This is a genomic window from Cellulomonas sp. P22 (assembly GCF_044392165.1).
Genome location: NZ_JBISBW010000003.1, coordinates 1 through 26,252, shown reverse-complemented (window position 1 = coordinate 26,252; position 26,252 = coordinate 1). Strand labels below are relative to the sequence as shown.

Here is a 26,252-nt window from a genome sequence, read left to right as displayed (position 1 = left end):
GGGGAAGAGGGTCAGTCGGCGTGCAGGGCGCGCGGCCCGGTCGCGAGGGTGATCTGCTCGGGGCGGCTGTTCCAGCGCATGCGGGTGACCTCGTCGAGCGAGGCGACCGAGGCGATCACCGTGGTGCCGTGCTGCGTGAGCGCCTCGAGGCGCGTCCAGACGAGCTGGCGGCGCACCGAGTCGTGCACCTGGTCGACGTCGTCGACCACGAGCAGCTCGGGCTGCTGGGCCATCGCGAGCGTCACGCGCAGGAGCATCGCGTCGACCTCGTCGAGGTCCCACACGAGGCTGTCGACGCGGGGCAGCGGCCGGTCACCGAACACCGGCGTGGCGAGCCGCGCGAAGGTGCGCTGGTCGACGCGGGGTACGCGGCGGTACCAGGGGGAGAGCCAGGCGAGCCGTTCGCGCACGGTCTCGGCGACGGTGACCGACTCGTCGAGCTCATCGATCCCGTGGAAGCCCGCGATGGCGGCACGCCGCTGCACGGCGTTGCGCCGGCCCGGCAGCGGCTCTCCGAGCACCGTGAGCGAGCTCGTCTTGTCGGGGACCATGCGTCCCGCGAGGGTCAGGAGCAGGCTCGAGCGGCCGCCGCCCTGGGGGGCCTGGACCACGACGAGCGCGCCGGGCCGGACGTCCAGGTCCAGCGGGCCGAACACGAGGCCGCGGCTGCCGTGCAGCGCCAGGGCGCGTGCCGTCACGGCGAGGGGCGCGCTCTCGGGTGCCGGTGCCGGGGTGCCGGTGTCGGGGTCCAGCTGCTCGGTGGGGTGAGCGGCGGCGCCGTCGTGGCGTCCCTGGATGGCGTGCTGCACTGAGGTGCCCTTCGCAAGTTAAACTGACCGGTCAGTACAAACGTAGGACCATGTGCGGGCCAGAGCAAGCCCGTGCGGGTCGTGCCCCTGTTGTCTGGGTCACACGACGCGGCGCCCGCCCCAGGCCGGGTCGCGGTCCACCCGTCCGCCACGCCCCGACCCCGGACCAGGTGCTCGCGACCCGTGAAACAATCCACGCATGGCGATGAGAGAGATCCGCACGGTCGGCGACCCGGTCCTGCGCACCCCCTGCGACCCGATCACCACCGTCGACGACCGCGTCCGCTCGCTCGTGACCGACCTCGTCGACACTGTCGACTTCGAGGGTCGCGCCGGCCTGGCCGCGAACCAGATCGGCGTCAACCTCCGCGCCTTCTCGTGGAACATCGACGACGAGGTCGGCTACGTGCTCAACCCGACGATCGTCGAGCTGTCGGAGGACTACCAGGACGGCGACGAGGGATGCCTGTCCGTGCCCGGCCTGTGGTACCCCACGCGCCGCGCCTGGTACGCGCGGGTCGTCGGGGTCGACCTCGACGGCAACGAGGTCATCGTCGAGGGCACCGAGCTCATGGGCCGGTGCCTGCAGCACGAGGTGGACCACCTCGACGGCATGCTCTACCTCGACCGGCTCGACCGGTCCGTGCGCAAGAAGGCCATGCGCGCGATCCGCGACCAGCTCGGCTGACCTCACCGGCCCGCGACGTCGGGCGGAGCGGGGCGATCCGGACAAGCGCTGGCGCCCCGCTGCCCGCGTCGGGCATGCTGTGCTCAGCACGCCGCGAGACCGTGCGCACTCCCGGTCACGGGATGAGGTCGTTGGGGAAGACGAACCTCGATCCGACAGGAGGGCGACATGGCAGGTGCGATCACCCGCGGTGTACTTTTCGTGCACTCAGCGCCACGTGCGCTGTGCCCGCACTTGGAGTGGGCGGCCGGCAACGTCCTCGAGACCCGCGTCTCGCTGGACTGGACCGAGCAACCCGCATCGCCCGGCATGTACCGCGCCGAGCACTCGTGGCAGGGGCCGCAGGGCACCGGTGCGAAGCTCGCCTCGGCGCTGCGCGGCTGGACCCACCTGCGCTACGAGGTGACCGAAGAGGCCAGCCACGGCTCCGACGGTGCGCGGTGGAGCCACACCCCCGAGCTGGGCATCTTCCACGCGGCGACCGACGTGCACGGCAACGTCGTGGTCCCCGAGGACCGCATCCGCGCCGCGCTCGTCCACGCGCACGACCCGGCCCGGCTGCGGGCCGAGCTCGACCTCGCGCTGGGACAGGCCTGGGACGACGAGCTCGAGTCCTTCCGCTACGCGGGCGCAGGCGCGCCCGTCCGCTGGCTGCACCGCGTCGGCTGAACCACCTGGTCACGACGAAGGCCCCCGACGCCTGTGCGTCGGGGGCCTTCGTCATGCTGCGGGGTCAGACGCTCGTGACCACCAGGGCCACGTTGTGGCCACCGAAACCGAACGAGTTGTTGATCGCGGCGACCTGCCCCGCGGGCAGTGCGCGCGGGGTGTCACGGACCAGGTCGAGCACCAGCTCGGGGTCCGGGTCGGTCACGTTGATGGTCGGGGGAGCTGTGCGCTCGGCGAGGGCCAGGACCGTGAAGATCGTCTCGAGCGCACCCGCGCCACCCAGCAGGTGACCCGTCATGGACTTGGTCGCCGAGAGCGCGACGCGGTCGGCGTCCGCCCCCAGCGCCTCGCGCACCCCGCGGGCCTCGATGAGGTCACCCACGACCGTCGAGGTCGCGTGCGCGTTGACGTGCACCACGTCCGAGGTCTCGACCTTCGCGTCGGCGAGCGCCTGGCGCATCGCGGCGACCTGCCCGCGGCCGCTCGGCTCGGGCGACGTGATGTGGTACCCGTCGCTGCTCAGGCCGACGCCCGCGATCCGGGCGTAGACCCGGGCGCCACGGGCAGCGGCGTGCGCGGCGCTCTCGAGCACCACGATGCCGGCCCCCTCGCCCAGCACGAAGCCGTCGCGGTTCACGTCGTAGGGGCGCGACGCACCGGCCGGGTCGTCGTTGCGCAGCGACACCGTCCGCGAGGCCGCGAACGCAGCCAGCGGCAGCGGGTGGATCGCGGCCTCGGTGCCGCCCGCCACGACGACGTCGGCCCGGCCCGAGCGGATCATGTCGACCGCGTACCCGATCGCCTCGGCGCCCGACGCGCACGCGGAGACCAGGGCGTGCGCACCGGCCCGTGCGCCGAGCTCGAGCTCGACGTACGCGGCGGGGGAGTTGGGCATGAGCATCGGCACGGTCATGGGCAGGACGCGGCGTCCGCCCTTCTCGCGCAGCGTGTCCCAGCCGTCGAGCGTGGTCCAGATGCCGCCGATGCCGGACGACACCACCGCGCCGAGACGCTCGGGGTCGACCTCGGGGCTGCCGGCGTCGGCCCACGCCTCGCGCGAGGCGATGATCGCGTACTGCGCCGACGGGTCCATGCGCTTGATCTCCGGGCGCGGCAGGACCTCCGAGGGGTGGACCTTGATCTGCGCCGCGAACCGCACGGGGATCTCGTAGGTGTCGGCCCAGTCGTTGTCGAAGGTGCGCGCACCCGACTCACCCGCGAGGGCAGCGCGCCAGGTGCTGGCCACGTCCCCGCCCAGCGGGGTCGTGGCGCCCAGGCCTGTGACGACGACGTCGGTGACGGGGGTCATGGCTGCTCCAAGTGGGGTGAGAGGACGCGTCCGGGTCCCGGTCGGCGGTCGCCGGTGACGGGTCCGTCCGTGGGCCGGGGCCCGGACGCGGTCATGCTGCGGTGCAGGCGGGTCTCAGACCTGCGCGCCGTTGATGAAGCTCACGGCGTCGCCGACGGTCGCGAGGTTCTTGACCTCGTCGTCGGGGATGCGCACGTCGAACTTCTCCTCGGCGAGGGTCACGATCGTCATCATCGACAGCGAGTCGATGTCGAGGTCGTCGGTGAAGGACTTCTCGGGCAGGACGGAGTCGGTGGGAAGGCCGGTCTCCTCGCTGACGATCTCGGCCAGTCCGGCCAGGATCTCCTGCTCGTTGTGCGCCATCGGTGTCTCCTTGGTGTGGGTGGTACGGGGGTCTGGACGGTGCTGAACGCTACCGGGCGACGAGAGCCCGGAGGTGCCGCTGCTCATCAGGTCAGGGCAGGACGACGACCTGTGCCGCGTACACGAGGCCCGCGCCGAAGCCGATCTGCAGCGCGAGCGCGCCGCGCGACACCTGCCCCTCGCTGAGCAGACGCTCGGTGGCGAGCGGGATCGAGGCGGCTGACGTGTTGCCCGTGTCGACGATGTCGCGGGCCACCGCGACCGACTCGGGGAGCTTGAGCTGCTTGATCATCTGGTCGATGATCCGCATGTTCGCCTGGTGGGGGATGAACGCGTCGATCTGCTCGGCTGTCACCCCGGCGGCGTCGAGCGCACGCTGGGCGACCGGCGCCATCTGCCACACGGCCCACTTGAACACGCTCTGACCCTCCTGGCGCAGCGTGGGCCAGCCCGCGCCCTTGTCGCGCGTGTCGAGCCACGAGTGCGTCTGGCGGATGGTCTGGGCCTGGCTGCCGTCCGAGCCCCACACCGTGGGCCCGATGCCCGGGAAGTCCGACGCGCCGACGACGACCGCACCGGCCCCGTCGCCCAGCAGGAACGAGATGCTGCGGTCCGTCGGGTCGACGAACTCGCTCATCTTCTCGGCGCCGATGACGAGCACGTTGCGCGCCGCGCCCGAGCGCACGAGGGCGTCGGCCTGGCCGATGCCGTAGCAGTAGCCGGCGCACGCGGCCGAGATGTCGTAGGCGGCCGCCGGGGTCGCTCCGATGCGGTCGGCGAGGATCGCGGCGGCTGACGGCGTCTGGTGGAAGTAGGTGACGGTCGACAGGATCACGGCGTCGATGTCGGCACCCGTGAGCCCGGCGTCCTTGATCGCCGCGTTGGCTGCCTCTTCTGCGAGGTCGAGCACATCCGTGCCCTCGGCCGCGCGACGGCGCGTGACGATGCCGGTGCGCTGGCGGATCCACTCGTCGGACGAGTCGATCGGGCCGGCGATGTCGTCGTTCGTCACGACGCGCTCGCCGCGCATCACACCCAGGCCCAGGATGCGGGAGTGCGCGGGTCCGGTGGACTGCGTCAGGGTCGGTCGGGTCACGAGGTGGTCTCCTGGCTGAGCGGGCTCCGGTGGGCGTGGCGGGCGACGAGGTCACGGGCGGCCTCGACGTCGGCCGGTGACTTGATCGCGACCGTCTCCACCCCGGGCAGCGTACGCCGGGCCAGACCCGTGAGGACCCCGCCCGGAGCGAGCTCGAGCAGGGCGGTCACGCCGAGGCGCTGGAAGGTCGCCTGGCACATGTCCCAGCGCACGGGTGCCACGATCTGGCGGGCGATGCGGTCGAGCACCGAGGTGCCCGAGCCGAGCGGGCCGTGGTCGCCCGGCAGCTCGCCGTAGGGCAGGCCGTCGGCGTCGGAGAGCAGCACGACCCGGGGGTCGCGGGCGTCGCGGGCCGCGGCGACCGGCGCGAAGCCCTCGAGCGCGGACTGCATGAACGGGGTGTGGAAGGCGCCGGCCACCTGGAGCGGGATGACCCGCGCCTTGGCGGGCGGCTCGGCGGCGAGGCGGGTCAGGTCGTCGAGCGTGCCCGCGGCGACGACCTGGCCGCCGCCGTTGACGTTCGCGGGCCACAGGCCGAAGGCCTCGATCGCGGCGAGCACCTGCTCGGGGTCGCCGCCCACGACGGCGCTCATGCCGGTCGGCGTGGCGGCTGCGGCGGCGGCCATGAGCGAGGCGCGAACCGTCACGAGCGACACGGCGTCCTCGTCGCTCAGCACCCCGGCGACCGCCGCGGCAGCGAGCTCGCCGACCGAGTGCCCTGCTGTGACATCCGTCACGTCCGCGGCGTCGCGTCCGTCGAGGACCGTGCGCAGGGCCACGAGCGCCATGGCAACGATCAGGGGCTGCGCGACCGCGGTGTCCCGGATCGTCTCGGCGTCCGACGTGGTGCCGTGCGCCCTCAGGTCCAGGCCTGCGGCCTGCGAGAACGCGTCGACTCGCTCGGCGACCCCCGCCAGGTCGAGCCACGGCGCGAGCATTCCGGGAGTCTGGGAGCCCTGACCTGGGCACACGATGGCGAGCACTTGTCGACTATCCCGTGTTCCGTGCCGTGGAGGGTCCCCACGACGCCCACCAACCTTCGACGGGGCGCTTGTGTCGACCCTACAAAGAGCCGACGATCACGCCTCGGGCTCGAGCCGACCGAGCGCGAGCGCGGTCTGCAGCACGAACGACTCGCGCGCGTCCAGGGGGTCCCAGCCCGTGACGTCCGCGACCCGGCGCAGGCGGTACCGGACCGTGTTCGGGTGCACGTACAACGTGCGGGCGGCCGCCTCGAGCGAGCGCCCCGCCCCCAGGTAGGCCGAGAGCGTCTCGAGCAGCGAGCCCGTGCTGGCGGCCAGCGGGACGAAGGCCTGCGCGACGAGCGCCCGGCGGGCGACCACGTCCCCGACCATGACCCGCTCGGGGAGCAGGTCGTCAGCCTGCACCGGGCGGGGGGCCTGGTCCCACGCGGGGGCGGCGAGCAGCCCAGCGAGCGCGGCGCGCACCGAGCGGGCCGCCTCGGCCACGTGCGGCACGGGAGGACCGATCACCACGGGGCCGGGGCCGAACCGGGGCAGGAGCGAGGTCGCCGCGGCGACCAGGTCGCCGTCACCGCCGAGGAACACCATGAGGCGGTCGCCCTGGACCCCGACGAGGGTGTCGTCTGCGGCCCGGCGCATGGCCCGTCGCAGGTCGGTGGCGCGCACGTCGTCGAGCGGCGAGGTGGTGGTGCCGACCATGACGATCGCCGAGCCCCGCCCGGTCCAGCCGATCGCGGCGATGCGCGAGCGCAACGAGTCGTCTGCGTCGCCCCGCACCAGCGCGTCCACCACCAGGGCCTCGAGGCGGGCGTCCCACGCCCCGCGCACCTCGGCCGCGCGGGCGTAGACCTCGGCCGCCGAGAACGCGACCTCGCGCGAATAGCGCAGCACCGCCTCACGCAGGTCGCGCTCGCTCCCGGGCGCGGCGAGCTGGTCGCTGTGCATCTCGACGACGTCGACGATCATGCGCACCAGCTGGAGCGTGTGCTGCAGCGAGATCGACCGTGTCAGCTCGGGCGGGGCGGCCGCGAAGATCTCGCTCACGGCGTGCGGCGGGCTCGTCGGGTCGCTGAACCACGTGACGAACGCGTTGATGGCGGACTGGGCGACGAGCCCCACCCACGAGCGGTCCTCGGCGGGGAGTGCGCGGTACCACTCGAGCTCCTCGTCGAGGCGTCGCATCGCCGCCGCGGTGAGCAGCCCGTTCCCGTCCCGCACCCGGCGCAGCGTCTCGCTGCTGGCCGGCGGCGGCGGCGCGATGGTGACCCTGGCGTCGGTGGACTGATCGGCGGCGAGCGGGGACGCAGCTGCTGAGCTGGCGGGGTGGCGGCGCTGCGTGACCATGGGCCGAGCATATGGTGCCGTGTTGTGGGAAGTCGACAAAGGTGTCGTCGGTGCGTCCCGTGTGAAAGCCTCCCGTTGGGGGAGCGCACAGCGACGTGATGCGACTAAGGTCGCGTCATGGCCCTGCTGCCCCGACTCCGCCAGCTCATGAGGCGCCCCACGTCGGCGTCCCGGGTCGGCGCGCGTCGTCCGACCAAGGCGGCACGACGCGGAGACACCTTGCACGAGGACGCGCTGCGCTCCGTGCTCAGCGACGACCCCAACAACGAGCGCGCCTTCCGGGCCCTCGCCGAGATCGTGCGGCGTCGTGCCGCCGAACCGGACCCCGAGACCGACCCGCTCGTCCGGGCACTGCCCGAGAGCGAACGGCAGCGCGCCGCCGACCTCGCCGTCTGGTCGCTCGGGGAGGAGCTCGCGGGCAACCCGCGGGCCTGGTACCCGCTCATCGAGGTCGCCCGGCTGTCCGCCGGCGACGACCGCGAGGGGACGCTGCGCCGCCTCACGACGGCCACCGAGCGGGAGGCGTCGGGCCGGGCGCTCGCCGAGGGCCTGCGGGTGCTGCGGGAGGCCGATCTGCCGGTCGACGCCCTCTGGCTCGGCGTCGGGCACTGGCGGCCCCGCGAGCACGACCCCGAGGTCGCGCGCCAGCTCGTGCTCGCCGCGGTCGAGGCCGGTCGCCCGCTCGAGGCCAAGCAGCACCTCGGCTCGCTCGACATGTACCCCGACGCGCGCGCCGTCGCGTCGCTGCGGGTCGAGCTCGTCGAGATCATCGCCGACGCCGAGCAGCAGCCCACCCCTGATACCTGAGGTGCCGCCCGGTGCGACCGCACCGCGACAGCACCCAGCCGGGACCGCACCCAGCCGGGACCGCACGCAGCCGGGACCGCACGAACGAAGGGCCCGTACCGCCGAGGCGGTACGGGCCCTTCGTTCGTCAGCCGGTCAGCGACTCAGGAGTCGCCGCCCGTGTTGCCCGACGTCCCGGCCGTCACGTCGTGCAGGCGGTAGCGCTCGATCGCCTTCGCGGGGACGTCCGCCGGGACCTGACCGTCGCGCGCGAGCTGCTGCAGCACGCGCACCGCGGTCGAGGGGCCGTCGATCTTGAAGTGCCGACGGGCCGCGGCGCGCGTGTCGGAGAAGCCGAAGCCGTCCGCCCCGAGCGTCGCGTACGTGCCGGGGATCCAGGCGCGGACCTGGTCGGCGACGAGGTGGTCGTAGTCCGTCGTGGCGACGAACGGACCCTCGGCCCCGCGCAGCTTCTGCGTCAGGTACGCCTCGCGCTGCTCCTCGCCGGGACGCAGGAACGCCTGCGCGTCCGCGGCGAGCCCGTCGCGGCGCAGCTCGTTCCAGCTCGTGACCGACCACACCGCGGCGCGCACGCCCCAGTCGTCGGCCAGGAGCTGACGGGCCTCGAGCGCCCACGGCACCGCGACGCCCGACGCGAGGATCTGGGCACGAGGCCCGTCGCCCTCGGCCGGAGCGACCTGGTGGATGCCCCGCAGGATGCCCTCGACGTCGACGTCCTCCGGCTCGACCGGCTGGATCATCGGCTCGTTGTACACGGTGATGTAGTACATGACGTCGGGGTCGCGCGGGTCGTCCTCGCCGTACATGCGCTGGAGGCCGTCACGCACGATGTGCCGGATCTCGTACCCGTACGCCGGGTCGTAGTGCACGACGTGCGGCTGGGTGCCCGCGAGGAGCGGCGAGTGCCCGTCGGCGTGCTGCAGGCCCTCACCCGTGAGGGTGGTGCGGCCTGCGGTGGCGCCGATCAGGAACCCACGCGTCATCTGGTCGCCGGCGGCCCAGAACTGGTCACCGGTGCGCTGGAACCCGAACATCGAGTAGTAGAAGTAGAACGGGATCAGCGGCTCGCCGTGCGTCGCGTAGGACGTGCCGACGGCCTGGAACGCAGCTGCCGAACCGGCCTCGTTGATGCCGGTGTGCATGATCTGGCCGGCCTCGGACTCCTTGTAGGAGAGCATGAGGTCGCGGTCGACCGCGAGGTAGTTCTGCCCGTTCGTGTTGAAGATCTTCGCGCTCGGGAAGATCGCGTCGAGCCCGAACGTGCGGGCCTCGTCGGGGATGATCGGGACGATGCGGTGCCCGAACTCCTTGTCCTTGACGAGGTCCTTGAACAGCCGCACGAGCGCCATCGTGGTGGCGACCTCCTGCGTGCCCGAACCCTTCTTGAGCAGGTCGTAGGTCGACGCGTCGGGGAGCTTCACCGGGGTGTGCTCGGTGCGACGCTCCGGGACGAAACCGCCCAGCGCGCGGCGACGGTCCAGCATGTACTGGATCGCCGGGTCGTCGGCCCCCGGGTGGAAGTACGGCGGCAGGTACGGGTTCTCGTCGATCTGCTCGTCCGTGATCGGGATGTGCAGCGAGTCGCGCAGCGTCTTGAGGTCGTCCGACTTCAGCTTCTTCATCTGGTGCGTCGAGTTGCGCCCGGCGAAGCCCGAACCCAGGCCGTAGCCCTTGATCGTGTGCGCGAGGATGACGGTCGGCTGACCCGTGTGGGCGGTTGCCGCGGCGTAGGCCGCGTACAGCTTGCGGTAGTCGTGACCACCGCGCTTGAGCGCCCAGATCTCGTCGTCGGTCATCTTCTCCACGAGCGCCTTCGTGCGCGGGTCGCGCCCGAAGAAGTGCTCACGGACGAAGGCTCCGTCGTTCGCCTTGTACGTCTGGTAGTCGCCGTCGGGCGTGACGTTCATCAGGTTGACGAGCGCACGGTCCTTGTCGGCGTTGAGCAGGACGTCCCACTCGCGGCCCCAGATCACCTTGATGACGTTCCAGCCCGCACCGCGGAACTGCGCCTCGAGCTCCTGGATGATCTTGCCGTTGCCGCGCACCGGACCGTCGAGCCGCTGCAGGTTGCAGTTGACGACGAACGTCAGGTTGTCCAGGCCCTGCTGCGCCGCGAGCTGGAGCATGCCGCGCGACTCGGGCTCGTCCATCTCGCCGTCACCGAGGAACGCCCAGACGTTCTGCTGGCTCGTGTCCTTGATGCCCCGCAGGTGCAGGTAGCGGTTCGTCCACGCCTGGTAGATCGCGGACGCCGGGCCCAGGCCCATCGACACCGTGGGGAACTCCCACAGGTCCGGGGCCAGACGCGGGTGCGGGTACGACGGCAGGCCGCCACCCGGGTGCGAGAGCTCCTGGCGGAACCCGTCGAGCTGGTCGGCCGAGAGCCGACCCTCGAGGAACCCGCGGGCGTACACGCCGGGGGAGGCGTGACCCTGGAAGTAGACCTGGTCGCCGCCGCCCGGGTGGTCCTTGCCGCGGAAGAAGTGGTTGAGACCCACCTCGTACAGCGTCGCGACCGACGCGTACGACGAGATGTGCCCGCCCACCGCGACGCCCGGACGCTGGGCTCGCGTGACCATGACGGCCGCGTTCCAGCGGATCCACGAGCGGTAACGACGCTCGAGGGCCTCGTCGCCCGGGAAGTAGGGCTCCTCGTGCACGCCGATCGTGTTGACGTACGGGGTGTTCAGCGACGTGGGGATCGCGACGTTGCGCTCACGTGCCCGCTTGAGCAGGTTGAGCAGGACGTAGCGAGCCCGCGGGCCACCCTTGTCGTCGATCAGGCCGTCGAGGGAGTCCACCCACTCGCCGGTCTCCTCGGGGTCGATGTCCGGTACCTGGCTCAGCAGGCCGTTGATCAGCGGACCCCTGTCCTCGGTCGAAGCCACCTGTGCTCCTCGCCTCTCGTCTGCGGCGGGGCCCGGTCGGCCTCGGCACGCATCGTGGCCCGGACCCGTCGTGGCACGCTGGGGCGCCTCGGACGGGTACGGGTAGTCGACCCATTCTCGGTCCACCATGGGCCGAAAGTCACACCGGGCACGCCTTCCGAGGACGTGACGTCCGCGACAGCGACCCCGTTGCGACACGGCGGGGCCTCTTGCCAGAGCACCGTCGAGTGCGGTGGGCTACGGTTTGCGAGCATCAGCAGGTCGCCCTCCCGGGCGGTCGTGACGGAAGGGAACGGGTCAGGACGTGGCATCCACCGCGGACGACGCGGCCACGCAGGCGGCGGGTCGTCTCGGATTTACCTCGGGTCAGGTGATCCAGGAGTTCGGGTATGACGACGACGTCGACGGCGGCCTGCGGGGCGCGATCGAGGGGGCCACTGGGGCCGAACTCGTCGACGAGGAATACGACGACGTCACTGACGGCGTCATCATCTGGTGGCGGGACGACGACGGCGACCTCACGGACGCCCTGGTCGACGCGCAGACCGTGCTCGACGACGGCGGGACCATCTGGATCTTCACGCCGAAGAAGGGCCGCACGGGTCACATCGACCACGGCGAGATCGAGGAGGCGGCCACCACGGCCGGTCTGCACGTGACGAGCACGTTCTCGATCGCCGCCGACTGGTCGGCGACGCGTCTGGGAACCCGCGGGCGCGGACGTTGACGGTGGTCGAGCAGAAGTCGCCGCAGGTCGGTGAGCTCGCTCCCGACCTCACCCTGCCCGACACGCACGGGACCCCGGTGACGCTCTCTGCGCTCCGGGGCACCCCCGTCGTGATCGTGTTCGTGCCGTTCGCGTTCTCGGGCATCTGCACCGGTGAGCTGTGCGAGCTGCGGGACAACATCGCGGCGTTCGACGATGCCGGCGTGCGCCTGCTCGTCGTCTCGTGCGACCCGATGTTCTCGCTGCGGGCGTGGGCCGAGCACGAGGGCTACACGTTCGACCTGCTCTCGGACTTCTGGCCGCACGGCGACGTCGCCAGCGCCTACGGCGTGTTCGACGCCGAGCGCGGCCGCGCGGTCCGGGGCAGCTTCCTCATCGACGCCGACGGCGTGCTGCGCTGGAGCGTCGTCAACCCCGCCGGTCAGGCGCGTGACCTGGCGGGATACCGCGAGGCGCTCGCCGCCCTCGCGGGCTGAGACCAGTCGCACGGCCTGTCGAGCCTTCGGGTCGATAGGCTGTGCGACCGTCCAAGGGGCCTGTAGCTCAGCTGGTCAGAGCGCCGCGTTTACACCGCGGAGGTCGCCGGTTCGAAACCGGCCGGGCCCACCCTGTCTTCGACCTCCGGACCAACCCGTCCGCGGCGCCCGTAAGCGGAGCTAGAGCAGCCCTCCCCGGGGCGCCAGCGTGCTTGACGGTGGCTCATCACACCGTGATTTCAGGGGTGCCCAGAACACGATCGGACGTTCGCGCTCCTGCTACGGTCGCCGGCGTGCACGTGAGCTCGCTCCACCTGTTTCCTGTGAAGTCGCTGCGTGGCAGCTCGGTCCAGGTGGCCGAGGTCGAGCGGCTGGGGCTGCGTGGCGATCGGCGGTGGATGGTCGTCGACGAGGACGGTCGCACCCTGACTGCACGCAAGCACCCCGAGATGCTCGCGGTGACCGCTACGCCTGCACCCGGCGGCGTGGTGCTGCGGACCGCTGGGCGGGAGCCGCTGGTCGTGCCCGAACCGGAGGGGCCGTCCGACGTGCCGGTGCAGCTTTCGCGCGTAGGTGAGGTCACGTCCGCGGGTCCGCGGGCCGACGGCTGGCTGAGCGAGGTGCTCGGTCGCGCCGTGCGGCTTGTCTGGCTCGACGACCCGGCCCGGCGCCCGATGAGCGCCGTGCACGGCGGACATCCCGGCGACCCCCTGAGCCTGGCCGACACCGGGCCGCTGCTGCTCACCTCGACGGCTTCGTTGCGTCAGCTGGACGAGTGGGTCGCGCAGGGCGTGGCCGACGCCGCGGACGGGGGTGGCGCCGCCGGTGGTGAGGCTCCCGGCCCGCTCGCGATGGAGCGGTTCCGGCCCAACGTGGTGGTCGACGGCGACCTCGAGCCGTTCGTCGAGGACACCTGGGCGCGGCTGCGCATCGGCGACGTCGAGTACCGCTTCGCCGAACGATGCGACCGGTGCGTGCTGACCACGATCGACCCCGAGACGCGGCGGAAGGGCCCCGAGCCGCTCCGCACCCTGGCCCGGCACCGCCGCGAGGACGGCAAGGTCTGGTTCGGGATCCGGGTCGTCCCCGTGCGGGCAGGGACAATCGCTGTGGGCGACTCGGTCGTCGTGCCCGGCGTCCCGTCCGCCAGGTAGCGTTCTCCCGTGAGCAGCACCCCTCCCGCACCCCCGACGCTGGCCGAGGTCGTCCGGGTGCTCGACCGCCTGTACCCGCCCGCCACGGCAGAGTCGTGGGATGCGGTGGGGCTCGTCACGGGTGACCCCGCGCAGCCGGTGCGCAAGGTGATGTTCGCGGTGGACCCGGTCGCTGCTGTCGTTGACGAGGCCGTCGCCTGGGGCGCGGATCTCGTCGTGACCCACCACCCGCTGCTGCTGCGCGGCGTGCACTCGGTCGCCGCCACGACGTTCAAGGGTGCGCTGCTGCACCGTCTGATCCGCGCGGGCGTCGCGCTGTACGCCGCGCACACCAACGCCGACGCCGCCCCGGACGGTGTGGCCGAGGCGCTCGCGGACGCGGTCGGCGTGGTCGACCTGACGCCGCTCGTCGCGCTCCCCGCCGAGCCGCTCGACAAGCACGTCGTGTTCGTCCCCGTGGCCGACGCCGGGCGCCTGGTCGACGCGCTCGCGGCGGCGGGTGCGGGTGCGGTGGGCGAGTACACGCGCTGCGCGTGGCAGACCACGGGTGAGGGGACGTTCACCCCGTCCGCCGACGCGCGGCCGACCATCGGGCAGGCGGGCGAGGCGAGCGCCGTGGTCGAGGCGCGGGTCGAGATGGTCGCACCGCGCCACCTGCGCGACGCCGTCGTCGCGGCGATGCGGGCCGCGCACCCCTACGAGGAGCCTGCGTTCGACGTGCTCGAGCTGGCGCGCTGGGACGGCCCGACCGGGACCGGCCGTGTCGGGCGGCTCGCCGAGCCCACGACCCTGCGCGGCTTCGCCGAGCGTGTCGCGCAGGCGCTGCCCGCGACGCCGCAGGGTGTGAGGTTCGCCGGCGACCCCGGGGCGCTCATCGAGACGGTCGCCGTGGTCGGCGGATCGGGCGACTCGCTGTTCGACGCGGTCCGCGCCCGCGGCGTCGACGCCTACCTCACCGCCGACCTGCGTCATCACCCGGCCTCCGAGCAGCGCGAACGCGCCGTGCACGAGGCCGGCCCCGGGCGGCCCGCGACCCCGTTCCTCGTGGACGTCGCCCACTTCGCGTCGGAGTGGCCCTGGCTCGACCGGGCCGCCGCCGACCTCCGCACCTCGCTCGAGAACACCGGGACTACGGTGGAGACCAGGGTCAGCACACTGCGCACCGACCCGTGGACCGACCGCGTATCGAGCCCGGACCATGCCCCGCTGTCGGAAGGACCTACCCCGTGACCACTGCACCTCCCCAGGAGCAGCGTCGACTGCTCGACGTCCAGGAGCTCGACACGCGCCTGGACCAGATCGCGCACCGCCGCCGTACGCTGCCCGTCCTGACCCGGCTGACCGAGCTCGAGGGTCGCATCGCCGACCTCGAGACGGCCCTCGTCACCTCGCGCACCGCCACGAACGACCTCCGCCGCGAGCTGAAGAAGGCCGAGACGGACGTCGAGCAGGTGCGCACGCGCGCCGAGCGGGACCAGGCCCGGCTGAACTCGGGCACCGGCAGCCCCAAGGACCTGCAGGCGCTGCAGCACGAGCTCGTCGCCCTCGGGCGTCGGCAGAGCGAGCTCGAGGACGTCGAGCTCGAGGTCATGGAGCGGCTCGAGGCGCACGAGGGTGCGCTCGCCGAGGTCACCAAGGCCCACGGCGAGCTCCTCACGCAGCGCACCGAGCTCGAGGCCGAGCGGGACGCCGCGTTCGCGGAGCTCGACACCGAGGCCGAGCAGGTCCGGGCCAAGCGTGCCGAGACCATCGCGCCCCTCGACGAGAAGCTCGTCGCGCTGTACGAGCGGCTGCGCGGACGCCTGGGTGGTGTCGCCGTCGCGGCGCTGCGCCGTGGGCGCTCGGAGGGCAGCGGGCTCCAGGTCCCCGGCACCGAGCTGGCGCGGATCAAGGCGCTCCCGCCCGAGGAGATCGTGTTCTGCGAGGACTCCGGTCGGATCCTCGTGCGGGGTGAGGACGCCTACTGATGACCCCGACCGGGGGGCCGCGCGGGCGTCGTCGCCTCATCGTCGAGGCCGACGGTGGCTCGCGTGGCAACCCGGGCCCCGCGGGGTACGGCGCGCTCGTGCGCGACGCCTCGACGGGTGAGGTCCTCGCGGAGCGCGCCGAGCACATCGGCCGCACCACGAACAACGTCGCCGAGTACTCGGGGCTCATCGCGGGCCTGCGGGCAGCCGCCGAGATCGACCCGGCCGCCCAGGTCGAGGTGCGCCTCGACTCGCGCCTGGTCGTCGAGCAGATGTCGGGCACCTGGCAGATCAAGCAGGACGGGATGCGTCGCCTCGCCGAGATCGCGCGGGGCGTGCTGCCCGCCGAGCAGGTCCTCTACACCTGGGTGCCGCGTGCGCAGAACGCGGCGGCCGACGCTCTCGCGAACGAGGCCATGGACTCGGGCCGCACGATCGCGCGCGACGCGGTGCCAGCCGCGCCGGGTGGCACGGTGCCGTCCGCACCGGGCGACGTGCCGTCCGCACCGGCCGTCGCGACGGACCGACGGGCCGGGCGACCCTCGGGTGCGGCGCCGCGCTTCGACGACGCCGAGCCGGTGACGGTGGTGCTCGTGCGGCACGGCGAGACGTCCATGACCGTCGCGGGTGGGTACTCGGGGTCGTCCGAGCCGGGCCCGCCCCTGAGCGCGCACGGCCGACGCCAGGCCGCCGCGGCGGCGGACCTGGTCGAACGCGTCGGACGGGACATGTGGGGCGACATCCCGTACCCGAGCGAGCTCATCGCGTCCCCGATGGTGCGCACCCAGGAGACCGCGGCGATCCTCGGTGCGCGGCTCGGGCTCCCGGTGGAAGTCGTCGAGATCGTCAAGGAGGCCGACTTCGGGGCGTGGCAGGGGCTGACCGCCGCGGAGATCGAGGAGCGGTGGCCCGGTCAGCTGGAGCCGTGGCACTCGCGCGCTGACGTGCGTCCCCCGGACGGCGAGTCGATCGTGGACGTGGGCATACGGGTGCGGCAGGTCTTCGACGACCTGCTCGCCGGGGGTGTCGACCGGACCGTGGTGGTGGTGAGCCACGCCGTGACGATCCGTGCCGCGGTCGGCACCGCGATGGGCGCCCAGCCGTCCTCGTGGAGCCAGCTGCGGGTCGCGCCGGCCTCGGTGAGCATCGTGCGGCTGTTCGAGGACGGGCGCAGCGAGGTGGCGGTGGTCGGGGTGCCGAGCGAGGGCTGGGCGCGCTGAGGCGTGCCGGTGGCGGTCAGTGGGTCGCGACGAGCGCGCCCACCGCGGCGAGCACCGCGAGCGGGGCGAGGACCGCGCCCTGCCGTACGACTGTCCACGGGCTCACGGGCATGAGCATCTGGCGGCAGCGCTGCAGCCACAGCAGGGTCGCGAGCGATCCCCACGGCGTCACGAGCGGCCCGACACCCACCCCGATGAGCAGCGCGGCAAGCCGCAGGGGTTCGCCGCCCGCGGTGGGCTCGAGCGCGAGGTAGGCCGGCAGGTTGTCGGCCGCGTTCGCGCCGACGGCACCGGTCGCCGCGAGCCGCAGCAGCGCTCCCGGGCCGTCGCCGGTGCCGGCGACCCGGGCGAGCAGCTCCCCGAGCCCGTGCACGTGCGCGGCCTCGACGACGGTGAACAGGGCCAGCACCACCAGCAGCATCTGCCACGGGACCATGCGCCCCACCGGTCCCGGCAGCTCGCCGCGACGTACCCGGGTCACCACGAGCAGCACCAGGGCGGCGACGACAGCGACGACCGTGACCGGGACGCCCGCGGCGAACGCCACGCCGAGCGCGGCCGTCACCAGCGCCGTGGTGCGCAGCAGCACCGCGTCGGGCGCCGCGGGCGCGGGCAGGGTCACAAACGTGCCGCGCAGGTCGCCACGGTCGCGGACGGCCAGGTACACCACCGTCATGACGATCGCGGCCAGCGCCGGTGCCCACATGAGGGCGACGTAGCCCACGCCCTGGGTGCGCAGCACGTGGTCCGCGAGGAGGTTGGTCAGGTTGGAGACCGGCAGGAGCAGCGAGGCTGTGTTCGCGAGCGCGAGGACGGCCAGCGCGAGCACGCGTGTCGAGAAGCCCGTCCGTCGGCCGAGCGCGATCACCGCTGGCGTGAGCAGCACGGCCGTGGTGTCGAGCGAGAGCACCACTGTGCTCACCACCGCGATCCCCACGACCAGCAGCCACAGCCGTGTCCTGCGGCCGCGCGCGACCCGGGCGGCGAACCCCGCCGCCGCGTCGAACAGCCCGGCAGCGGCGCACAGCTCGGCGACGACAGTCAGGGCGGCGACGAACAGCAGCACCGGGAAGGTCCGGGTGACCAGCTCGCGGGCGTCGGGCAGCGGAAGCACGCCCGTGCCGACCACGCCGACGACGACGAGCACGGCGAGCACCCACCAGGGCAGGCGCCGGCCGCCGGGAAGCCTCACCGGACGACGAGCGAGAGCACCCGCGCGCCGCGTCCGGCGGGCGCGAGCTCGACGTCGTGGAGCTCGGAGCCCACGAGCTCACCCGCGGCGTGCGCGAGCTGCTCGGCGTCGGCGGGCACCGGACCCGGTCGCGTCACGAGGTGCCGCGTGAGCACCCCCCGGGTGTGCTTCGCGTGGTGCGAGACGACCGACCGCTTCCCGTCGAGCTCGCGCTCGACCCGGACGGTGACCCACGCGGGCGCGCCGGTCGGACGCCAGGCCGCCAGGTACGCCGCCGATCGGCAGTCCACCACCAGCTCGTCGGCGGCCCGCGGGTCGAGCTCGTCGGCGAGCGCGTCGCGCCAGGCGCGGGCCAGGGGGCCGACGCCCGGCAGGTCGGTGCCCATCGACAGCCGGTAGGCGGGGATCGCGTCGTCGGGGGCCACGAGCCCCCACAGCGCCGAGACGACCCGCACCGAACGGGCGGCCAGCGCGGCCGGCTCGCCGGACAGGTCGGCCAGCCCCGCGGCCGCGTACAGCACGCCGGTGTAGACGTGCGCGGCCGGAGCGGTGGGGGAGGTCCGCAGCCGCACGTTGCGGGCGACCTCGTCGGCCAGGCTCGAGCCGACCCCCAGCGTGGCCACCCCATCGGGCCGGGCGCTCACCTCGACGAGGGCGTCGAGCACCTTCTCGCGCCAGGGCGTCAGGCCCGGCGAGGACAACCCGCCGAGGTCGAGGGGGGCACCGGAGTCCGGGGCGGTCTTGCCTTCCGACGGGGGCAGCAGCACGAGCACGCCACGACTCTAGGCGGTGAACCTGCCCCGCCCAGCACGTGGCCGCGGGCGGCGGCGACGTCGGAGGCCTGACCTGCGCGCGGGGTAGGCTGACCCCGCGGATGAGTCAGTCAGGCGGCCGCGTCGAACCCTCGGGTTCGCCGAGGAACGTCCGGGCTCCACAGAGCGGGGTGGTGGGTAACGCCCACCCGGGGTGACCCGCGGGACAGTGCCACAGAAAGCAGACCGCCACGTGCGCTCCTCGGAGCGTGCGGGGTAAGGGTGAAACGGTGGTGTAAGAGACCACCAGCGTGCCGGGTGACCGGTGCGGCTAGGTAAACCCCACCCGGAGCAAGGTCAGACAGGGAGTGTTCGAGGGCTGCTCGCCCGAGCTCCCGGGTAGACCGCTGGAGGCGTGCGGCAACGTACGTCGTAGATGGATGGTCGCCACCCGCGCGGGGGCAACCGCGCGCGGGGACAGAACCCGGCGTATCGACTGGCTCATCCGCCCACCCGGTCGCCGGGCCCGGCGCCCTCGCCCGACCTGACGTAGCATTCCTGACAAATGGTGCACAACGACGGAGTCTCGTCGGCGTGGGCGATCACCGGTCGGGGGGCTGGGATGACCGAGGTGCGCGGACCCGTGCCGGGCCGCTGGATGCGTCGCGGAGCGGGGCTCGTGGTCGTGGTGTGGCTGCTGGGGATGCTGCTGACGGCGACGCCGGCCGGTGCGGCGGCGGCGCGCCTCCACGCGGGGGATCGGCTCTTCGCCGACGACTTCCTCACCTCGGCGAACGGTGCGATCAGCCTGGTCGTGCAGGCCGACGGTGACGTCGTGCTCGAGGCTCCCGATGGCACCCCACGCTGGAGCGCGGGCACGGGTGGGCACCCGGGGGCGACGCTCGTCATGCAGCCCGACGGGAACCTCGTGGTGCGTGCCGCGTCGGGGGAGACCCTGTGGCAGAGCGGCACCGTGGGCACGGGTGCGTACCTCCAGGTCTACGACGACGGCCGCTTCGACGTGGTCGCGGTCGGCGGCCAGCCCGTGTGGACGTCGGGCACGAGCTACCACCCGGCGCGGCTCGGCCTGCGGGACGCGTTGGGCGTGGATCAGCGACTCCAGTCGCCCGACGGCGGCTACGAGCTCCTGCTCGCCGAGGACGGCAACCTGGTGCTGAGCGACGCTGCGGGGCCGGCGTGGGAGTCGGAGACCGGGGGGTCGGGGGGTGAGCGGCTCGCCGTGGCGCCCGACGGTGACCTGGTCCTGACCGCAGCCGACGGGAGCATCGTCTGGCGGTCGAACACCGCGGGGTCGGGGGTCGTCTCGTTGCGGCTCGAGGACGACGGGCGGCTCGTGCTGGCGGACCTGACGGGTGCCGCGCGGTGGCACACGCCCGCGCACCCGACGCTCGCTCCGTCGTCTGCCGAGGTCGTCGCCACGAGCTGCGCCGACGTCGACGGTCCCGTCCCGCGCGAGTCCACCGTGGTGGCCAGCGGCTTCCGGGTCCACCCGTGCCTGGCCGGGGCGGTGGACCAGCTGGTGGCCGACGCGCTCGTCGATGGCGTCGAGCTCGGCGGCGGGGGGTGGCGCAGCGCCGAGGCGCAGATCGAGCTCCGCCGGGTCAACTGCGGCGAGAGCGAGGTCGACGTGTGGGAGAAGGCGGCCTCGGAGTGCTTCCCGGCCACCGCCAACCCGGGACGGTCGCGCCACGAGCGTGGCCTGGCGATCGACTTCACGCAGGACGGCCGGATCCTCACCGCGGACAGCCCGGGCTTCGCCTGGCTCGTGGCCCACGCCGAGCAGTACGGCCTGGAGAACCTGCCGTCGGAGCCGTGGCACTGGAGCGTCGACGGCGGCTGACGCGCGCGCCGACCCCGTCCGGGGAGGTGTGCGTCAGGCCGGCAGCACCGCGGCGATCGCGCTCACCTCGATGAGCGCGCCCGGCACACCGAGCCCGGCGACCCGGGCGGCGGTGACGAGCGGCGGGGCCCCACCGACGGCGAGCCGTGGGGCGATGGCCCCGTACGCGGCGCCGAGGTCGGCGTCGGCGACGATGAGCACAGTCCACTGCACGACGTCGGCGAGCGAGGCTCCGGCGGCGTCGAGCGCGATGCCGGCGTTGTCGATCGCGCGGGCCGACTGCTCGACCACGTCGTCCGAGACGACCGCACCGGTGGCGTCGACCCCGTTCTGACCGCCGACGTAGATGGTCGTCGCCCCCGGGGGCACGACGGCGACGTGGCTGAACGCCGGGCTCGCGACGAGGCCAGCAGGCTGCAGACGGGTGATCTCCATGGCATCCACCGTTCCACACGACGCCGACATGCACGCGCCTAGCGGGCGGTCCGCTCCCAGTGGCCCGGGCGGGTCAGGTCTGGCGGCAGGCGGGTGGCGGCGTCACCGCGGGCGGCGTCGACCTGGGGCTGTGTGAGGAACAGGGCCTGGGAGAGGTCCGCGCCGCGCAGGTCCGCGTCGCGCAGGTCCGCCCCGATGAGATCGGTGCCGGTCAGGTCCGCGCCGCGCAGGTCGGCGGCGATGAGGTAGGCCCCGCGCAGGTTCGCGCCGCGTAGCGGGGTGCCGGTCAGCCGAGCGCCGATCAGGTCGGCACCGGGCCGGATCCGGCGCGGGGTCGCACCTCGGCGGATGACATCGGCCCGCACGACCTCGCTCACCCGTGCCAGGAGCTGCGTGACGGTGTCGCGGTGCGCACCCGTGTCGAGCGCCAGCACCACCTCGGCGGAACCCTGCGCGTGGCGGTCCGTCACCTCGATCGCGTGCTCGACCTCGGTCCTGAGCTCGGGCGGCAACGCCAGGTTGCGGGCCTGCGTGAGGTACCACAGCAGCTCGTGGAGCTGGCGCACCACGCTGAAGACGGCGAACATCGACCGGCCTGTCTCCGGATCGTCGCGCCAGTCGCGCCCGCCGGACGCCTGTGTGACCCGCTGGCCCGCTCCGAAGCAGTCGAAGACCGTGCAGCCCCGGAACCCGCGCTCGCGCAGGTGGGCGTGGATGTCGCACCGCAGGTCACCCTCGAGGTGCGTGCACGGCTCACCTGCGGCCTTGTCGATCGCGAAGTCGGCCGACCTCGTGAACGCCAGGGCGACGCAGCACAGCCCCGCGCACCGGGCGCAGTCGGCCCGCAGCTGGGGGAGCGGGGCGGGGACCATGTCGTGATCCAACCAGTGCCCGTCACCACGGACGCCGTCGCCGCGCCCGGGCGGGGCGCACGCGTGCGCAGCTGGTCAGGGCAGCGCTCGGGCCGCAGCCTCGTCTGCGGCGATCTGGGCCGGCGTCAGGCGCAGCAGGCAGAACCACCTCGTCCTACCAGGCGGCGAGCTCACGAGAATCGGCGCAGTCGATCGCGACCTGGCTCACGACGAGTCCCATGACGTGGACGAGAGGGACGGTCGACGTCGTCGGCAACCGCGTGTCCGGCGTCCGGTTGCGACCGTTCTGGGATGATCGCGGTGTGCCCCCGCTGCTGACCGTGCTGTCTTCGTCGGTACCTGCGTCCTGGACCGTCGCCGTCCCGGTCGCGACCACGAGCGGGTCGGCGGGCTGGCTCGCGTGGGCGGTTCTGCTCGGCCCCGCCGCCACCCTCTGCGCGGGTGTCGTCGCGGGGGTGGTCGCCTTCCTCGCGCTCGGCCAGCGGCGTCGGGCCGACGCGACGGCCGAGTGGTGGCGACGGACGCAGTGGGCGCTGGGCGAGGCGCTCTCTGACGACCCGTCCCGTCGTCGCGTCGGCACCGCCGTGCTGTACCGGCTGGCGCAGAGCGACCTGGCCACCGACGAGGACCTTGCTGTGTTCGACGCGGCGTGGGCAGTGCTGCTCGGTGGCGTCCGCCCGCTGGCTGCGGCGACCGGCCCCACCCAGGCCGAGGTGACAGCCGCGCGCGGTCAGGTGCTGACCGACCGCCGTCGGGGTCTGTCGAGCCCCGCCTGGGTCGAGGCCGTGGCACGCGGCGTCGACGAGTGACGTGCGTCCTGCACGGATCGTCCGCACCCCGCACCGTCTCGCACAGTGACACCGCTCGTCTCCGCCAGGTGCCCTAGTCGCGGAGTCGACGGACGATGGGACGTGGCCCTCAACGGGCCGTGTGCCGAGCACGAGGAGGCAGCACGATGGGGATCGACGACATCAAGTCCGGAGCGGGTGACGCGGCCGACAAGGCCAAGGACGAGGCGCAGGACAAGGGCCAGCAGGCGGCCGACGCGGCGCGGGACAAGGCCTCGGAGGCCGGCGACGCGGCCAAGAGCAAGGCCGAGGGCTTCACGTCGTCCGGCGACGACAAGAACCCGTAGGTCACCGGGCGGATCTCTGGGAGCATCTGCGGCGTGCCCACGCCGCAGACCGCATCACCGCCCGCTCTCACCCCGCCCGCTCTCACCCCGCCCGACCTCGCGCTGGTGATCGTCGCGGTCGACGACCTGTCCGCCGCGACTGACTTCTGGGTCGCACTCACGGGGTGGGAGACGACCGAGGACGCCCCGGTCTACCGCGAGCTGCGGGCTCCGTCGGGGGTGCGGCTGGGCGTCTACGCCCGGACCGCGTTCGTGGTGAACCTCGGGTGCGACGTCGCCGACCTGGCGGCCGGCCCGGTCGCCGCGACCGAGGTGTACCTGGCGGTCGACGACGTCGTGTCGACGCAGCGACGGGCACTCGCGCTGGGTGCCCGCCTGCTGCGGGAGGTCGAGACCAAGCCCTGGGGAGACGACGTCGCGTACGTGCTCGCCCCCGGGGGTCTGGTGGTCGCGCTCGCGGCCCCGACCGGCTCCTGACCTGGACGCTCAGGCGTCCCGGGGTGTTCCGCCCCGCAGCCGCTCGAGGTGCCGCCGGTGCTCGCCCGCGAGCCACGGGTCTGCCAGCCGCGGGTCGTGCGGGTCACGGCCCGACGCCAGCTCGTCGAGGTAGGCGCGGTCGGCGTCGAGCCGTCGGCGCAGATCGGCCGCGTCGCCCACGTGGCCGTGGCCCGGGACCAGCACCTGCACGTCGTAGGCCGTGGCGGCCTGCTCGAGCACGTCGAGCGCGGTGCGGTAGTCGCCGATCGGGTCGGCCGCGTCGGTGTCGAGCAGCGGGATCTCGCGGTCCGAGAGCATGTCGCCGGCGAGCATCACCCCGGCGTCGGGCACGACGAGCGCCGCGTGACCCACCGCATGGCCGTCGTGGCGGACCACCACGACGTCCCTGCCGGGCCAGGGGAGCCGATCGCTGCCGGCGGGGAGCGCTGTCAGGCGTGCGAAGAGCGCAGGGTCGTGACCGGGTGCCATGTCCTCGGCCTTGACCAGGTCGGCCGCCCGGGTGGCCTCCTGCGCGGCCACGGCAGCTGCGGTGGCCCACCGGGGGACGTCGGGCAGATCCTGGTGCCAGAGCACGTGGTCCCAGTGGGGGTGGGTCGCGAACCCCGCGGTCACGCGCCAGCCGTGCCGCCGCGTCTCGGCGGCCCGGGCGGTGACCTCGGCGACCGTGATGCCCGGGTCCACGAGCAGACAGGTGCCGTCAGGGGCGACGACGGCGGTGGTCAGGCTCGACCAGATCTCGGCGGTCGCGGTCCAGATGCCGGGTGCCACCTGCGTGAACGTCTGCGCGCTCGTCATCGTTCGATCCTAGGTCGGCGCACATGAGAACACCCTCATCGTGGAGTGTTCCCAGGGAGCGCCATCTTCTGGGATCGTCGAGCTACGGACATGAGCCTCTCGCACCCCCCCGCGGCAGGCTCAGGCCACGGTCTTCCGGACCGAGCGTGACGGCGGCATCCCGCTCCAGGGATGTCGCCGTCACGTGCGTCCGGAGGCCGCGACCAGGCGTGAGGTCGGTCAGTACGACGCGTCGGCTGCGAGTGCCGCAGCACCCACGATGCCCGCCGCGTTGCGCAGCGTGGCCGGCACGATCGGGGTGCGCAGGTCGAGCAGGGGCAGGAACCTCTCGTAGTGCTTGCTCACCCCGCCGCCCACCACGATGAGGTCCGGCCAGAACAGGTTCTCGACCACCGAGAAGTAGCGCTGCAGGCGTTCGGCCCACTGGTCCCAGCCGAGGTCCTCACGGTCGCGCGCGCTGTCCGCGGCGCGGCTCTCCGCGTCGTGACCGTCGATCTCAAGGTGGCCCAGCTCGGTGTTCGGCACGAGCGTCCCGTTCACCACGATCGCCGAGCCGATGCCCGTGCCGAGGGTCACCACGAGCACCACGCCCTTGACGCCCTTCGCCGCGCCGAACAGCGTCTCGGCGTACCCCGCGGCGTCGGCGTCGTTGACGGCGACCACCTGGCGTCCGGTCGCCTGCGAGATGACGTCCTCGACGTCGGTGCCGATCCACGACTTGTCGACGTTCGCGGCCGACTGCGCCACCCCGTGCAGCATCACCGCCGGGAAGGTCACCCCCACCGGCAGCTCGCTCGGCAGGTGGAACGCGTCGACGACCTCGGCGACGGTGCGCGCGACCGCCTCGGGCGTCGCGGGCTGCGGGGTGGGGATGCGGACGCGCTCGCCGCTGAACTCCCCGGTCCCCAGGTCCACCGGCGCACCCTTGATGCCGCTGCCGCCGATGTCGACGCCGAACGCCGTCTGCGGCCGCGCCTCGAGCAGGTGGTGCGCCTTCTCCTTGTGGTCGTGCCCGTCGTGCGCGTGATCGCGCTTGTGGTCGTGGTGGTTCATGGCAGTGTCAGCACCTCGGCTCCGGTCTCGGTCACGACGAGGGTGTGCTCGAACTGGGCGCTGCGGCGGCCGTCGGCCGTGACGACGGTCCACCCGTCGTCCCACATCTCCCAGTCCGGGGTCCCCAGGTTGAGCATCGGCTCGATCGTGAAGACCATGCCGGGCTCCATCACGGTCGCGTAGTGCGGCGCCGCGTCGTAGTGGGGCACCACGAGGCCGGTGTGGAACGCCTCGCCCACCCCGTGCCCCGTGTAGTCGCGCACGACCCCGTAGCCGAAGCGCTGCGCGTACTTCTCGATGACCCGCCCGATGACGTTGATCTCACGCCCGGGCTTGACGGCCTTGATGGCGCGCTCGAGCGACTCGCGGGTCCGTTCGATCAGCAGGGCGGACTCCTCGTCGAGCTCGCCGACGCCGAAGGTCGCGTTGTTGTCGCCGTGCACCCCGCCGATGTAGGCGGTGATGTCGATGTTCACCAGGTCGCCGTCCTGCAGCACCGTCGAGTCCGGGATGCCGTGGCAGATGACCTCGTTGACCGAGGTGCACAGCGACTTCGGGAAGCCCCGGTACCCGAGCGTCGACGGGTACGCGTGGTGGTCCATGAGGAACTCGTGGCCCACCCGGTCGAGCGCGTCCGTCGTGACGCCGGGGGCGACGTGACGGCCGACCTCCTCGAGCGCCTGCGCGGCGATCCGTGCGGCGACCCGGATCCGCTCGATCGTCTCGGGTGCCACGACGTCGCTGCCCGCGTGGTGCGCCGGCGCCGGGCGCCCCACGTACTCGGGTCGCGGGATCGAGGCCGGGACGTGCAGCTGAGGGCTGACCGTCCCCGGGACCAGGGCTGTTCTCGGCGCGTGCACGGTGGGCATAGATGGCAGTCTACGGAGGACGGGCCGTCGAGGGGCGGCCGGACCAGGGAGGGGACCATGACCTCGGACGTGGAGTTCTACTACAACGTCGCGACGGGCCAGGTCGAGGAGGGCAAGGCCTCCGCCTGGCAGGACCGGATGGGGCCGTACCCCACACGTGAGGCCGCTCAGCACGCGCTCGACATCGCGCGGGCCCGCTCCAGGGCCTGGGACGAGGAGAACGAGGAGGACCGCTGACGGTCCCGGACGTGCGAGGGGCGGGTGACCGACCGGTCACCCGCCCCTCGCAC

Annotated in this window: 28 protein-coding genes, 1 tRNA gene and 1 other RNA gene; 16 read left to right on the top strand and 14 right to left on the bottom strand. The window is 73.1% G+C overall.

Going from position 1 to position 26,252, the window contains the following annotated elements; all coding sequences use genetic code 11:
• Positions 1-11: 11 nt before the first annotated feature.
• Positions 12-809, bottom strand: coding sequence for an AAA family ATPase (locus tag ACGIF2_RS03205; RefSeq protein ID WP_396043425.1), 798 nt, complete (start codon positions 807-809; stop codon positions 12-14).
• A 199-nt stretch (positions 810-1,008) separates the two neighbouring features.
• Between ACGIF2_RS03205 and def the strand changes: the two genes are divergently transcribed.
• Both def and ACGIF2_RS03195 read left to right on the top strand, forming a co-directional pair.
• Complete coding sequence (def, locus tag ACGIF2_RS03200; protein WP_396043423.1) at positions 1,009-1,497, top strand: peptide deformylase; 489 nt, start codon at positions 1,009-1,011, stop codon at positions 1,495-1,497.
• 168 nt (positions 1,498-1,665) lie between these two features.
• Positions 1,666-2,166 carry a DUF3145 domain-containing protein gene (locus ACGIF2_RS03195; protein ID WP_396043421.1) on the top strand — a complete coding sequence of 167 codons (501 nt, stop codon included), beginning with the start codon at positions 1,666-1,668 and terminating at the stop codon, positions 2,164-2,166.
• 64 nt (positions 2,167-2,230) lie between these two features.
• Here ACGIF2_RS03195 and ACGIF2_RS03190 read toward each other — a convergent pair whose 3' ends face one another.
• The 5 genes from ACGIF2_RS03190 to ACGIF2_RS03170 form a co-directional block, all read right to left on the bottom strand.
• A complete protein-coding gene (locus tag ACGIF2_RS03190; protein WP_396043419.1) occupies positions 2,231-3,475 on the bottom strand; it encodes a beta-ketoacyl-[acyl-carrier-protein] synthase family protein in 1,245 nt (414 codons plus the stop codon).
• A 114-nt stretch (positions 3,476-3,589) separates the two neighbouring features.
• On the bottom strand, positions 3,590-3,838 hold the full coding sequence (locus ACGIF2_RS03185; RefSeq protein WP_396043417.1) for an acyl carrier protein: 249 nt from the start codon (positions 3,836-3,838) through the stop codon (positions 3,590-3,592).
• Positions 3,839-3,929: 91 nt separating this feature from the next.
• The gene (locus tag ACGIF2_RS03180; RefSeq protein ID WP_396043415.1) at positions 3,930-4,934 is read right to left on the bottom strand and encodes a beta-ketoacyl-ACP synthase III; all 1,005 of its coding nucleotides are present in this window, start codon (positions 4,932-4,934) and stop codon (positions 3,930-3,932) included.
• Complete coding sequence (locus tag ACGIF2_RS03175; RefSeq protein WP_396043413.1) at positions 4,931-5,917, bottom strand: ACP S-malonyltransferase; 987 nt, start codon at positions 5,915-5,917, stop codon at positions 4,931-4,933. Before ACGIF2_RS03175 ends, ACGIF2_RS03180 begins: the two co-directional genes overlap by 4 nt.
• Positions 5,918-6,013: 96 nt before the next feature.
• Positions 6,014-7,261, bottom strand: coding sequence for a PucR family transcriptional regulator (locus tag ACGIF2_RS03170; protein WP_396043411.1), 1,248 nt, complete (start codon positions 7,259-7,261; stop codon positions 6,014-6,016).
• A 117-nt stretch (positions 7,262-7,378) separates the two neighbouring features.
• On the opposite strand from ACGIF2_RS03170, the gene ACGIF2_RS03165 reads away from it, so the two are divergent.
• On the top strand, positions 7,379-8,068 hold the full coding sequence (locus tag ACGIF2_RS03165) for a hypothetical protein (RefSeq protein WP_396043409.1): 690 nt from the start codon (positions 7,379-7,381) through the stop codon (positions 8,066-8,068).
• Positions 8,069-8,211: 143 nt separating this feature from the next.
• Here ACGIF2_RS03165 and aceE read toward each other — a convergent pair whose 3' ends face one another.
• Positions 8,212-10,956, bottom strand: a complete 2,745-nt coding sequence (gene aceE, locus ACGIF2_RS03160) for a pyruvate dehydrogenase (acetyl-transferring), homodimeric type (protein WP_396043407.1) — start codon at positions 10,954-10,956, stop codon at positions 8,212-8,214.
• 304 nt (positions 10,957-11,260) lie between these two features.
• Here aceE and ACGIF2_RS03155 point away from each other — a divergent pair, with 304 nt between their 5' ends.
• The 7 genes from ACGIF2_RS03155 to ACGIF2_RS03125 all read left to right on the top strand — a co-directional run bounded on the left by ACGIF2_RS03155 (position 11,261) and on the right by ACGIF2_RS03125 (position 16,500).
• The gene (locus ACGIF2_RS03155; RefSeq protein WP_396043405.1) at positions 11,261-11,683 is read left to right on the top strand and encodes a DUF3052 domain-containing protein; all 423 of its coding nucleotides are present in this window, start codon (positions 11,261-11,263) and stop codon (positions 11,681-11,683) included.
• A 2-nt stretch (positions 11,684-11,685) separates the two neighbouring features.
• Positions 11,686-12,159, top strand: a complete 474-nt coding sequence (locus tag ACGIF2_RS03150; RefSeq protein ID WP_396043403.1) for a peroxiredoxin — start codon at positions 11,686-11,688, stop codon at positions 12,157-12,159.
• A gap of 56 nt (positions 12,160-12,215) precedes the next feature.
• A tRNA-Val gene (locus tag ACGIF2_RS03145) sits at positions 12,216-12,289 on the top strand.
• A gap of 169 nt (positions 12,290-12,458) precedes the next feature.
• Entirely contained in the window at positions 12,459-13,313 is an 855-nt protein-coding gene (locus tag ACGIF2_RS03140) for an MOSC domain-containing protein (protein ID WP_396043400.1), read from the top strand.
• Positions 13,314-13,322: 9 nt separating this feature from the next.
• Complete coding sequence (locus tag ACGIF2_RS03135) at positions 13,323-14,543, top strand: Nif3-like dinuclear metal center hexameric protein (protein ID WP_396043398.1); 1,221 nt, start codon at positions 13,323-13,325, stop codon at positions 14,541-14,543.
• Positions 14,540-15,280, top strand: a complete 741-nt coding sequence (locus ACGIF2_RS03130) for a zinc ribbon domain-containing protein (protein ID WP_396043396.1) — start codon at positions 14,540-14,542, stop codon at positions 15,278-15,280. The genes ACGIF2_RS03135 and ACGIF2_RS03130 overlap by 4 nt, the downstream gene beginning before the upstream one ends.
• Complete coding sequence (locus tag ACGIF2_RS03125) at positions 15,280-16,500, top strand: bifunctional RNase H/acid phosphatase (protein ID WP_396043394.1); 1,221 nt, start codon at positions 15,280-15,282, stop codon at positions 16,498-16,500. The genes ACGIF2_RS03130 and ACGIF2_RS03125 overlap by 1 nt, the downstream gene beginning before the upstream one ends.
• A 16-nt stretch (positions 16,501-16,516) precedes the next feature.
• Here the strand turns inward: ACGIF2_RS03125 and ACGIF2_RS03120 are convergent, their stop codons facing one another.
• Together ACGIF2_RS03120 and ACGIF2_RS03115 are read right to left on the bottom strand one after the other, a co-directional pair.
• Positions 16,517-17,692, bottom strand: a complete 1,176-nt coding sequence (locus ACGIF2_RS03120; RefSeq protein ID WP_396043392.1) for an SLC13 family permease — start codon at positions 17,690-17,692, stop codon at positions 16,517-16,519.
• The gene (locus ACGIF2_RS03115; protein WP_396043390.1) at positions 17,689-18,465 is read right to left on the bottom strand and encodes a YaaA family protein; all 777 of its coding nucleotides are present in this window, start codon (positions 18,463-18,465) and stop codon (positions 17,689-17,691) included. Before ACGIF2_RS03115 ends, ACGIF2_RS03120 begins: the two co-directional genes overlap by 4 nt.
• A 102-nt stretch (positions 18,466-18,567) precedes the next feature.
• Between ACGIF2_RS03115 and rnpB the strand changes: the two genes are divergently transcribed.
• Both rnpB and ACGIF2_RS03105 read left to right on the top strand, forming a co-directional pair.
• Positions 18,568-18,952, top strand: an RNA gene (rnpB, locus tag ACGIF2_RS03110) — RNase P RNA component class A.
• A 57-nt stretch (positions 18,953-19,009) separates the two neighbouring features.
• Positions 19,010-20,305 (top strand): D-alanyl-D-alanine carboxypeptidase family protein, encoded by a 1,296-nt coding sequence (locus tag ACGIF2_RS03105; RefSeq protein ID WP_396043388.1) that lies wholly within the window; start codon positions 19,010-19,012, stop codon positions 20,303-20,305.
• Positions 20,306-20,338: 33 nt separating this feature from the next.
• On the opposite strand, the gene ACGIF2_RS03100 is transcribed toward ACGIF2_RS03105, so the two are convergent.
• Complete coding sequence (locus ACGIF2_RS03100; RefSeq protein WP_396043386.1) at positions 20,339-20,740, bottom strand: RidA family protein; 402 nt, start codon at positions 20,738-20,740, stop codon at positions 20,339-20,341.
• A 38-nt stretch (positions 20,741-20,778) separates the two neighbouring features.
• A complete protein-coding gene (locus ACGIF2_RS03095; RefSeq protein ID WP_396043384.1) occupies positions 20,779-21,612 on the bottom strand; it encodes a pentapeptide repeat-containing protein in 834 nt (277 codons plus the stop codon).
• Between the two features lie 218 nt (positions 21,613-21,830).
• Between ACGIF2_RS03095 and ACGIF2_RS03090 the strand changes: the two genes are divergently transcribed.
• From ACGIF2_RS03090 to ACGIF2_RS03080, 3 genes are all read left to right on the top strand, one after another.
• A complete protein-coding gene (locus tag ACGIF2_RS03090) occupies positions 21,831-22,421 on the top strand; it encodes a hypothetical protein (protein ID WP_396043381.1) in 591 nt (196 codons plus the stop codon).
• Between the two features lie 146 nt (positions 22,422-22,567).
• Complete coding sequence (locus ACGIF2_RS03085; RefSeq protein WP_396043379.1) at positions 22,568-22,747, top strand: hypothetical protein; 180 nt, start codon at positions 22,568-22,570, stop codon at positions 22,745-22,747.
• A 33-nt stretch (positions 22,748-22,780) separates the two neighbouring features.
• Positions 22,781-23,224: a VOC family protein gene (locus ACGIF2_RS03080; protein WP_396043377.1), complete on the top strand. Its 444-nt coding sequence runs from the start codon at positions 22,781-22,783 to the stop codon at positions 23,222-23,224.
• Positions 23,225-23,233: 9 nt separating this feature from the next.
• Here the strand turns inward: ACGIF2_RS03080 and ACGIF2_RS03075 are convergent, their stop codons facing one another.
• From ACGIF2_RS03075 to map, 3 genes are all read right to left on the bottom strand, one after another.
• On the bottom strand, positions 23,234-24,040 hold the full coding sequence (locus ACGIF2_RS03075; RefSeq protein WP_396043375.1) for an MBL fold metallo-hydrolase: 807 nt from the start codon (positions 24,038-24,040) through the stop codon (positions 23,234-23,236).
• 219 nt (positions 24,041-24,259) lie between these two features.
• Positions 24,260-25,093 (bottom strand): polyphosphate--glucose phosphotransferase, encoded by an 834-nt coding sequence (gene ppgK, locus ACGIF2_RS03070; protein WP_396043373.1) that lies wholly within the window; start codon positions 25,091-25,093, stop codon positions 24,260-24,262.
• Positions 25,090-25,962: a type I methionyl aminopeptidase gene (gene map / locus ACGIF2_RS03065; RefSeq protein WP_396043371.1), complete on the bottom strand. Its 873-nt coding sequence runs from the start codon at positions 25,960-25,962 to the stop codon at positions 25,090-25,092. The genes ppgK and map overlap by 4 nt, the downstream gene beginning before the upstream one ends.
• 57 nt (positions 25,963-26,019) lie before the next feature.
• Here map and ACGIF2_RS03060 point away from each other — a divergent pair, with 57 nt between their 5' ends.
• Positions 26,020-26,199, top strand: coding sequence for an SPOR domain-containing protein (locus ACGIF2_RS03060; protein ID WP_396043369.1), 180 nt, complete (start codon positions 26,020-26,022; stop codon positions 26,197-26,199).
• Positions 26,200-26,252 lie beyond the last annotated feature (53 nt).

Bases quoted from the DNA above. Each gene is read 5' to 3' on its own strand.
- ACGIF2_RS03105 (WP_396043388.1), top strand. From the start codon at position 19,010: ATGGTGCACAACGACGGAGTCTCGTCGGCGTGGGCGATCACCGGTCGG.
- ACGIF2_RS03095 (WP_396043384.1), bottom strand. From the start codon at position 21,612: ATGGTCCCCGCCCCGCTCCCCCAGCTGCGGGCCGACTGCGCCCGGTGC.
- def (WP_396043423.1), top strand. From the start codon at position 1,009: ATGGCGATGAGAGAGATCCGCACGGTCGGCGACCCGGTCCTGCGCACC.
- ACGIF2_RS03125 (WP_396043394.1), top strand. From the start codon at position 15,280: ATGACCCCGACCGGGGGGCCGCGCGGGCGTCGTCGCCTCATCGTCGAG.
- ACGIF2_RS03165 (WP_396043409.1), top strand. From the start codon at position 7,379: ATGGCCCTGCTGCCCCGACTCCGCCAGCTCATGAGGCGCCCCACGTCG.
- ACGIF2_RS03090 (WP_396043381.1), top strand. From the start codon at position 21,831: ATGACGTGGACGAGAGGGACGGTCGACGTCGTCGGCAACCGCGTGTCC.
- ACGIF2_RS03185 (WP_396043417.1), bottom strand. From the start codon at position 3,838: ATGGCGCACAACGAGCAGGAGATCCTGGCCGGACTGGCCGAGATCGTC.
- ACGIF2_RS03195 (WP_396043421.1), top strand. From the start codon at position 1,666: ATGGCAGGTGCGATCACCCGCGGTGTACTTTTCGTGCACTCAGCGCCA.
- ACGIF2_RS03075 (WP_396043375.1), bottom strand. From the start codon at position 24,040: ATGACGAGCGCGCAGACGTTCACGCAGGTGGCACCCGGCATCTGGACC.
- ACGIF2_RS03085 (WP_396043379.1), top strand. From the start codon at position 22,568: ATGGGGATCGACGACATCAAGTCCGGAGCGGGTGACGCGGCCGACAAG.
- ACGIF2_RS03100 (WP_396043386.1), bottom strand. From the start codon at position 20,740: ATGGAGATCACCCGTCTGCAGCCTGCTGGCCTCGTCGCGAGCCCGGCG.
- ACGIF2_RS03060 (WP_396043369.1), top strand. From the start codon at position 26,020: ATGACCTCGGACGTGGAGTTCTACTACAACGTCGCGACGGGCCAGGTC.
- map (WP_396043371.1), bottom strand. From the start codon at position 25,962: ATGCCCACCGTGCACGCGCCGAGAACAGCCCTGGTCCCGGGGACGGTC.
- ACGIF2_RS03190 (WP_396043419.1), bottom strand. From the start codon at position 3,475: ATGACCCCCGTCACCGACGTCGTCGTCACAGGCCTGGGCGCCACGACC.
- ppgK (WP_396043373.1), bottom strand. From the start codon at position 25,093: ATGAACCACCACGACCACAAGCGCGATCACGCGCACGACGGGCACGAC.
- ACGIF2_RS03170 (WP_396043411.1), bottom strand. From the start codon at position 7,261: ATGGTCACGCAGCGCCGCCACCCCGCCAGCTCAGCAGCTGCGTCCCCG.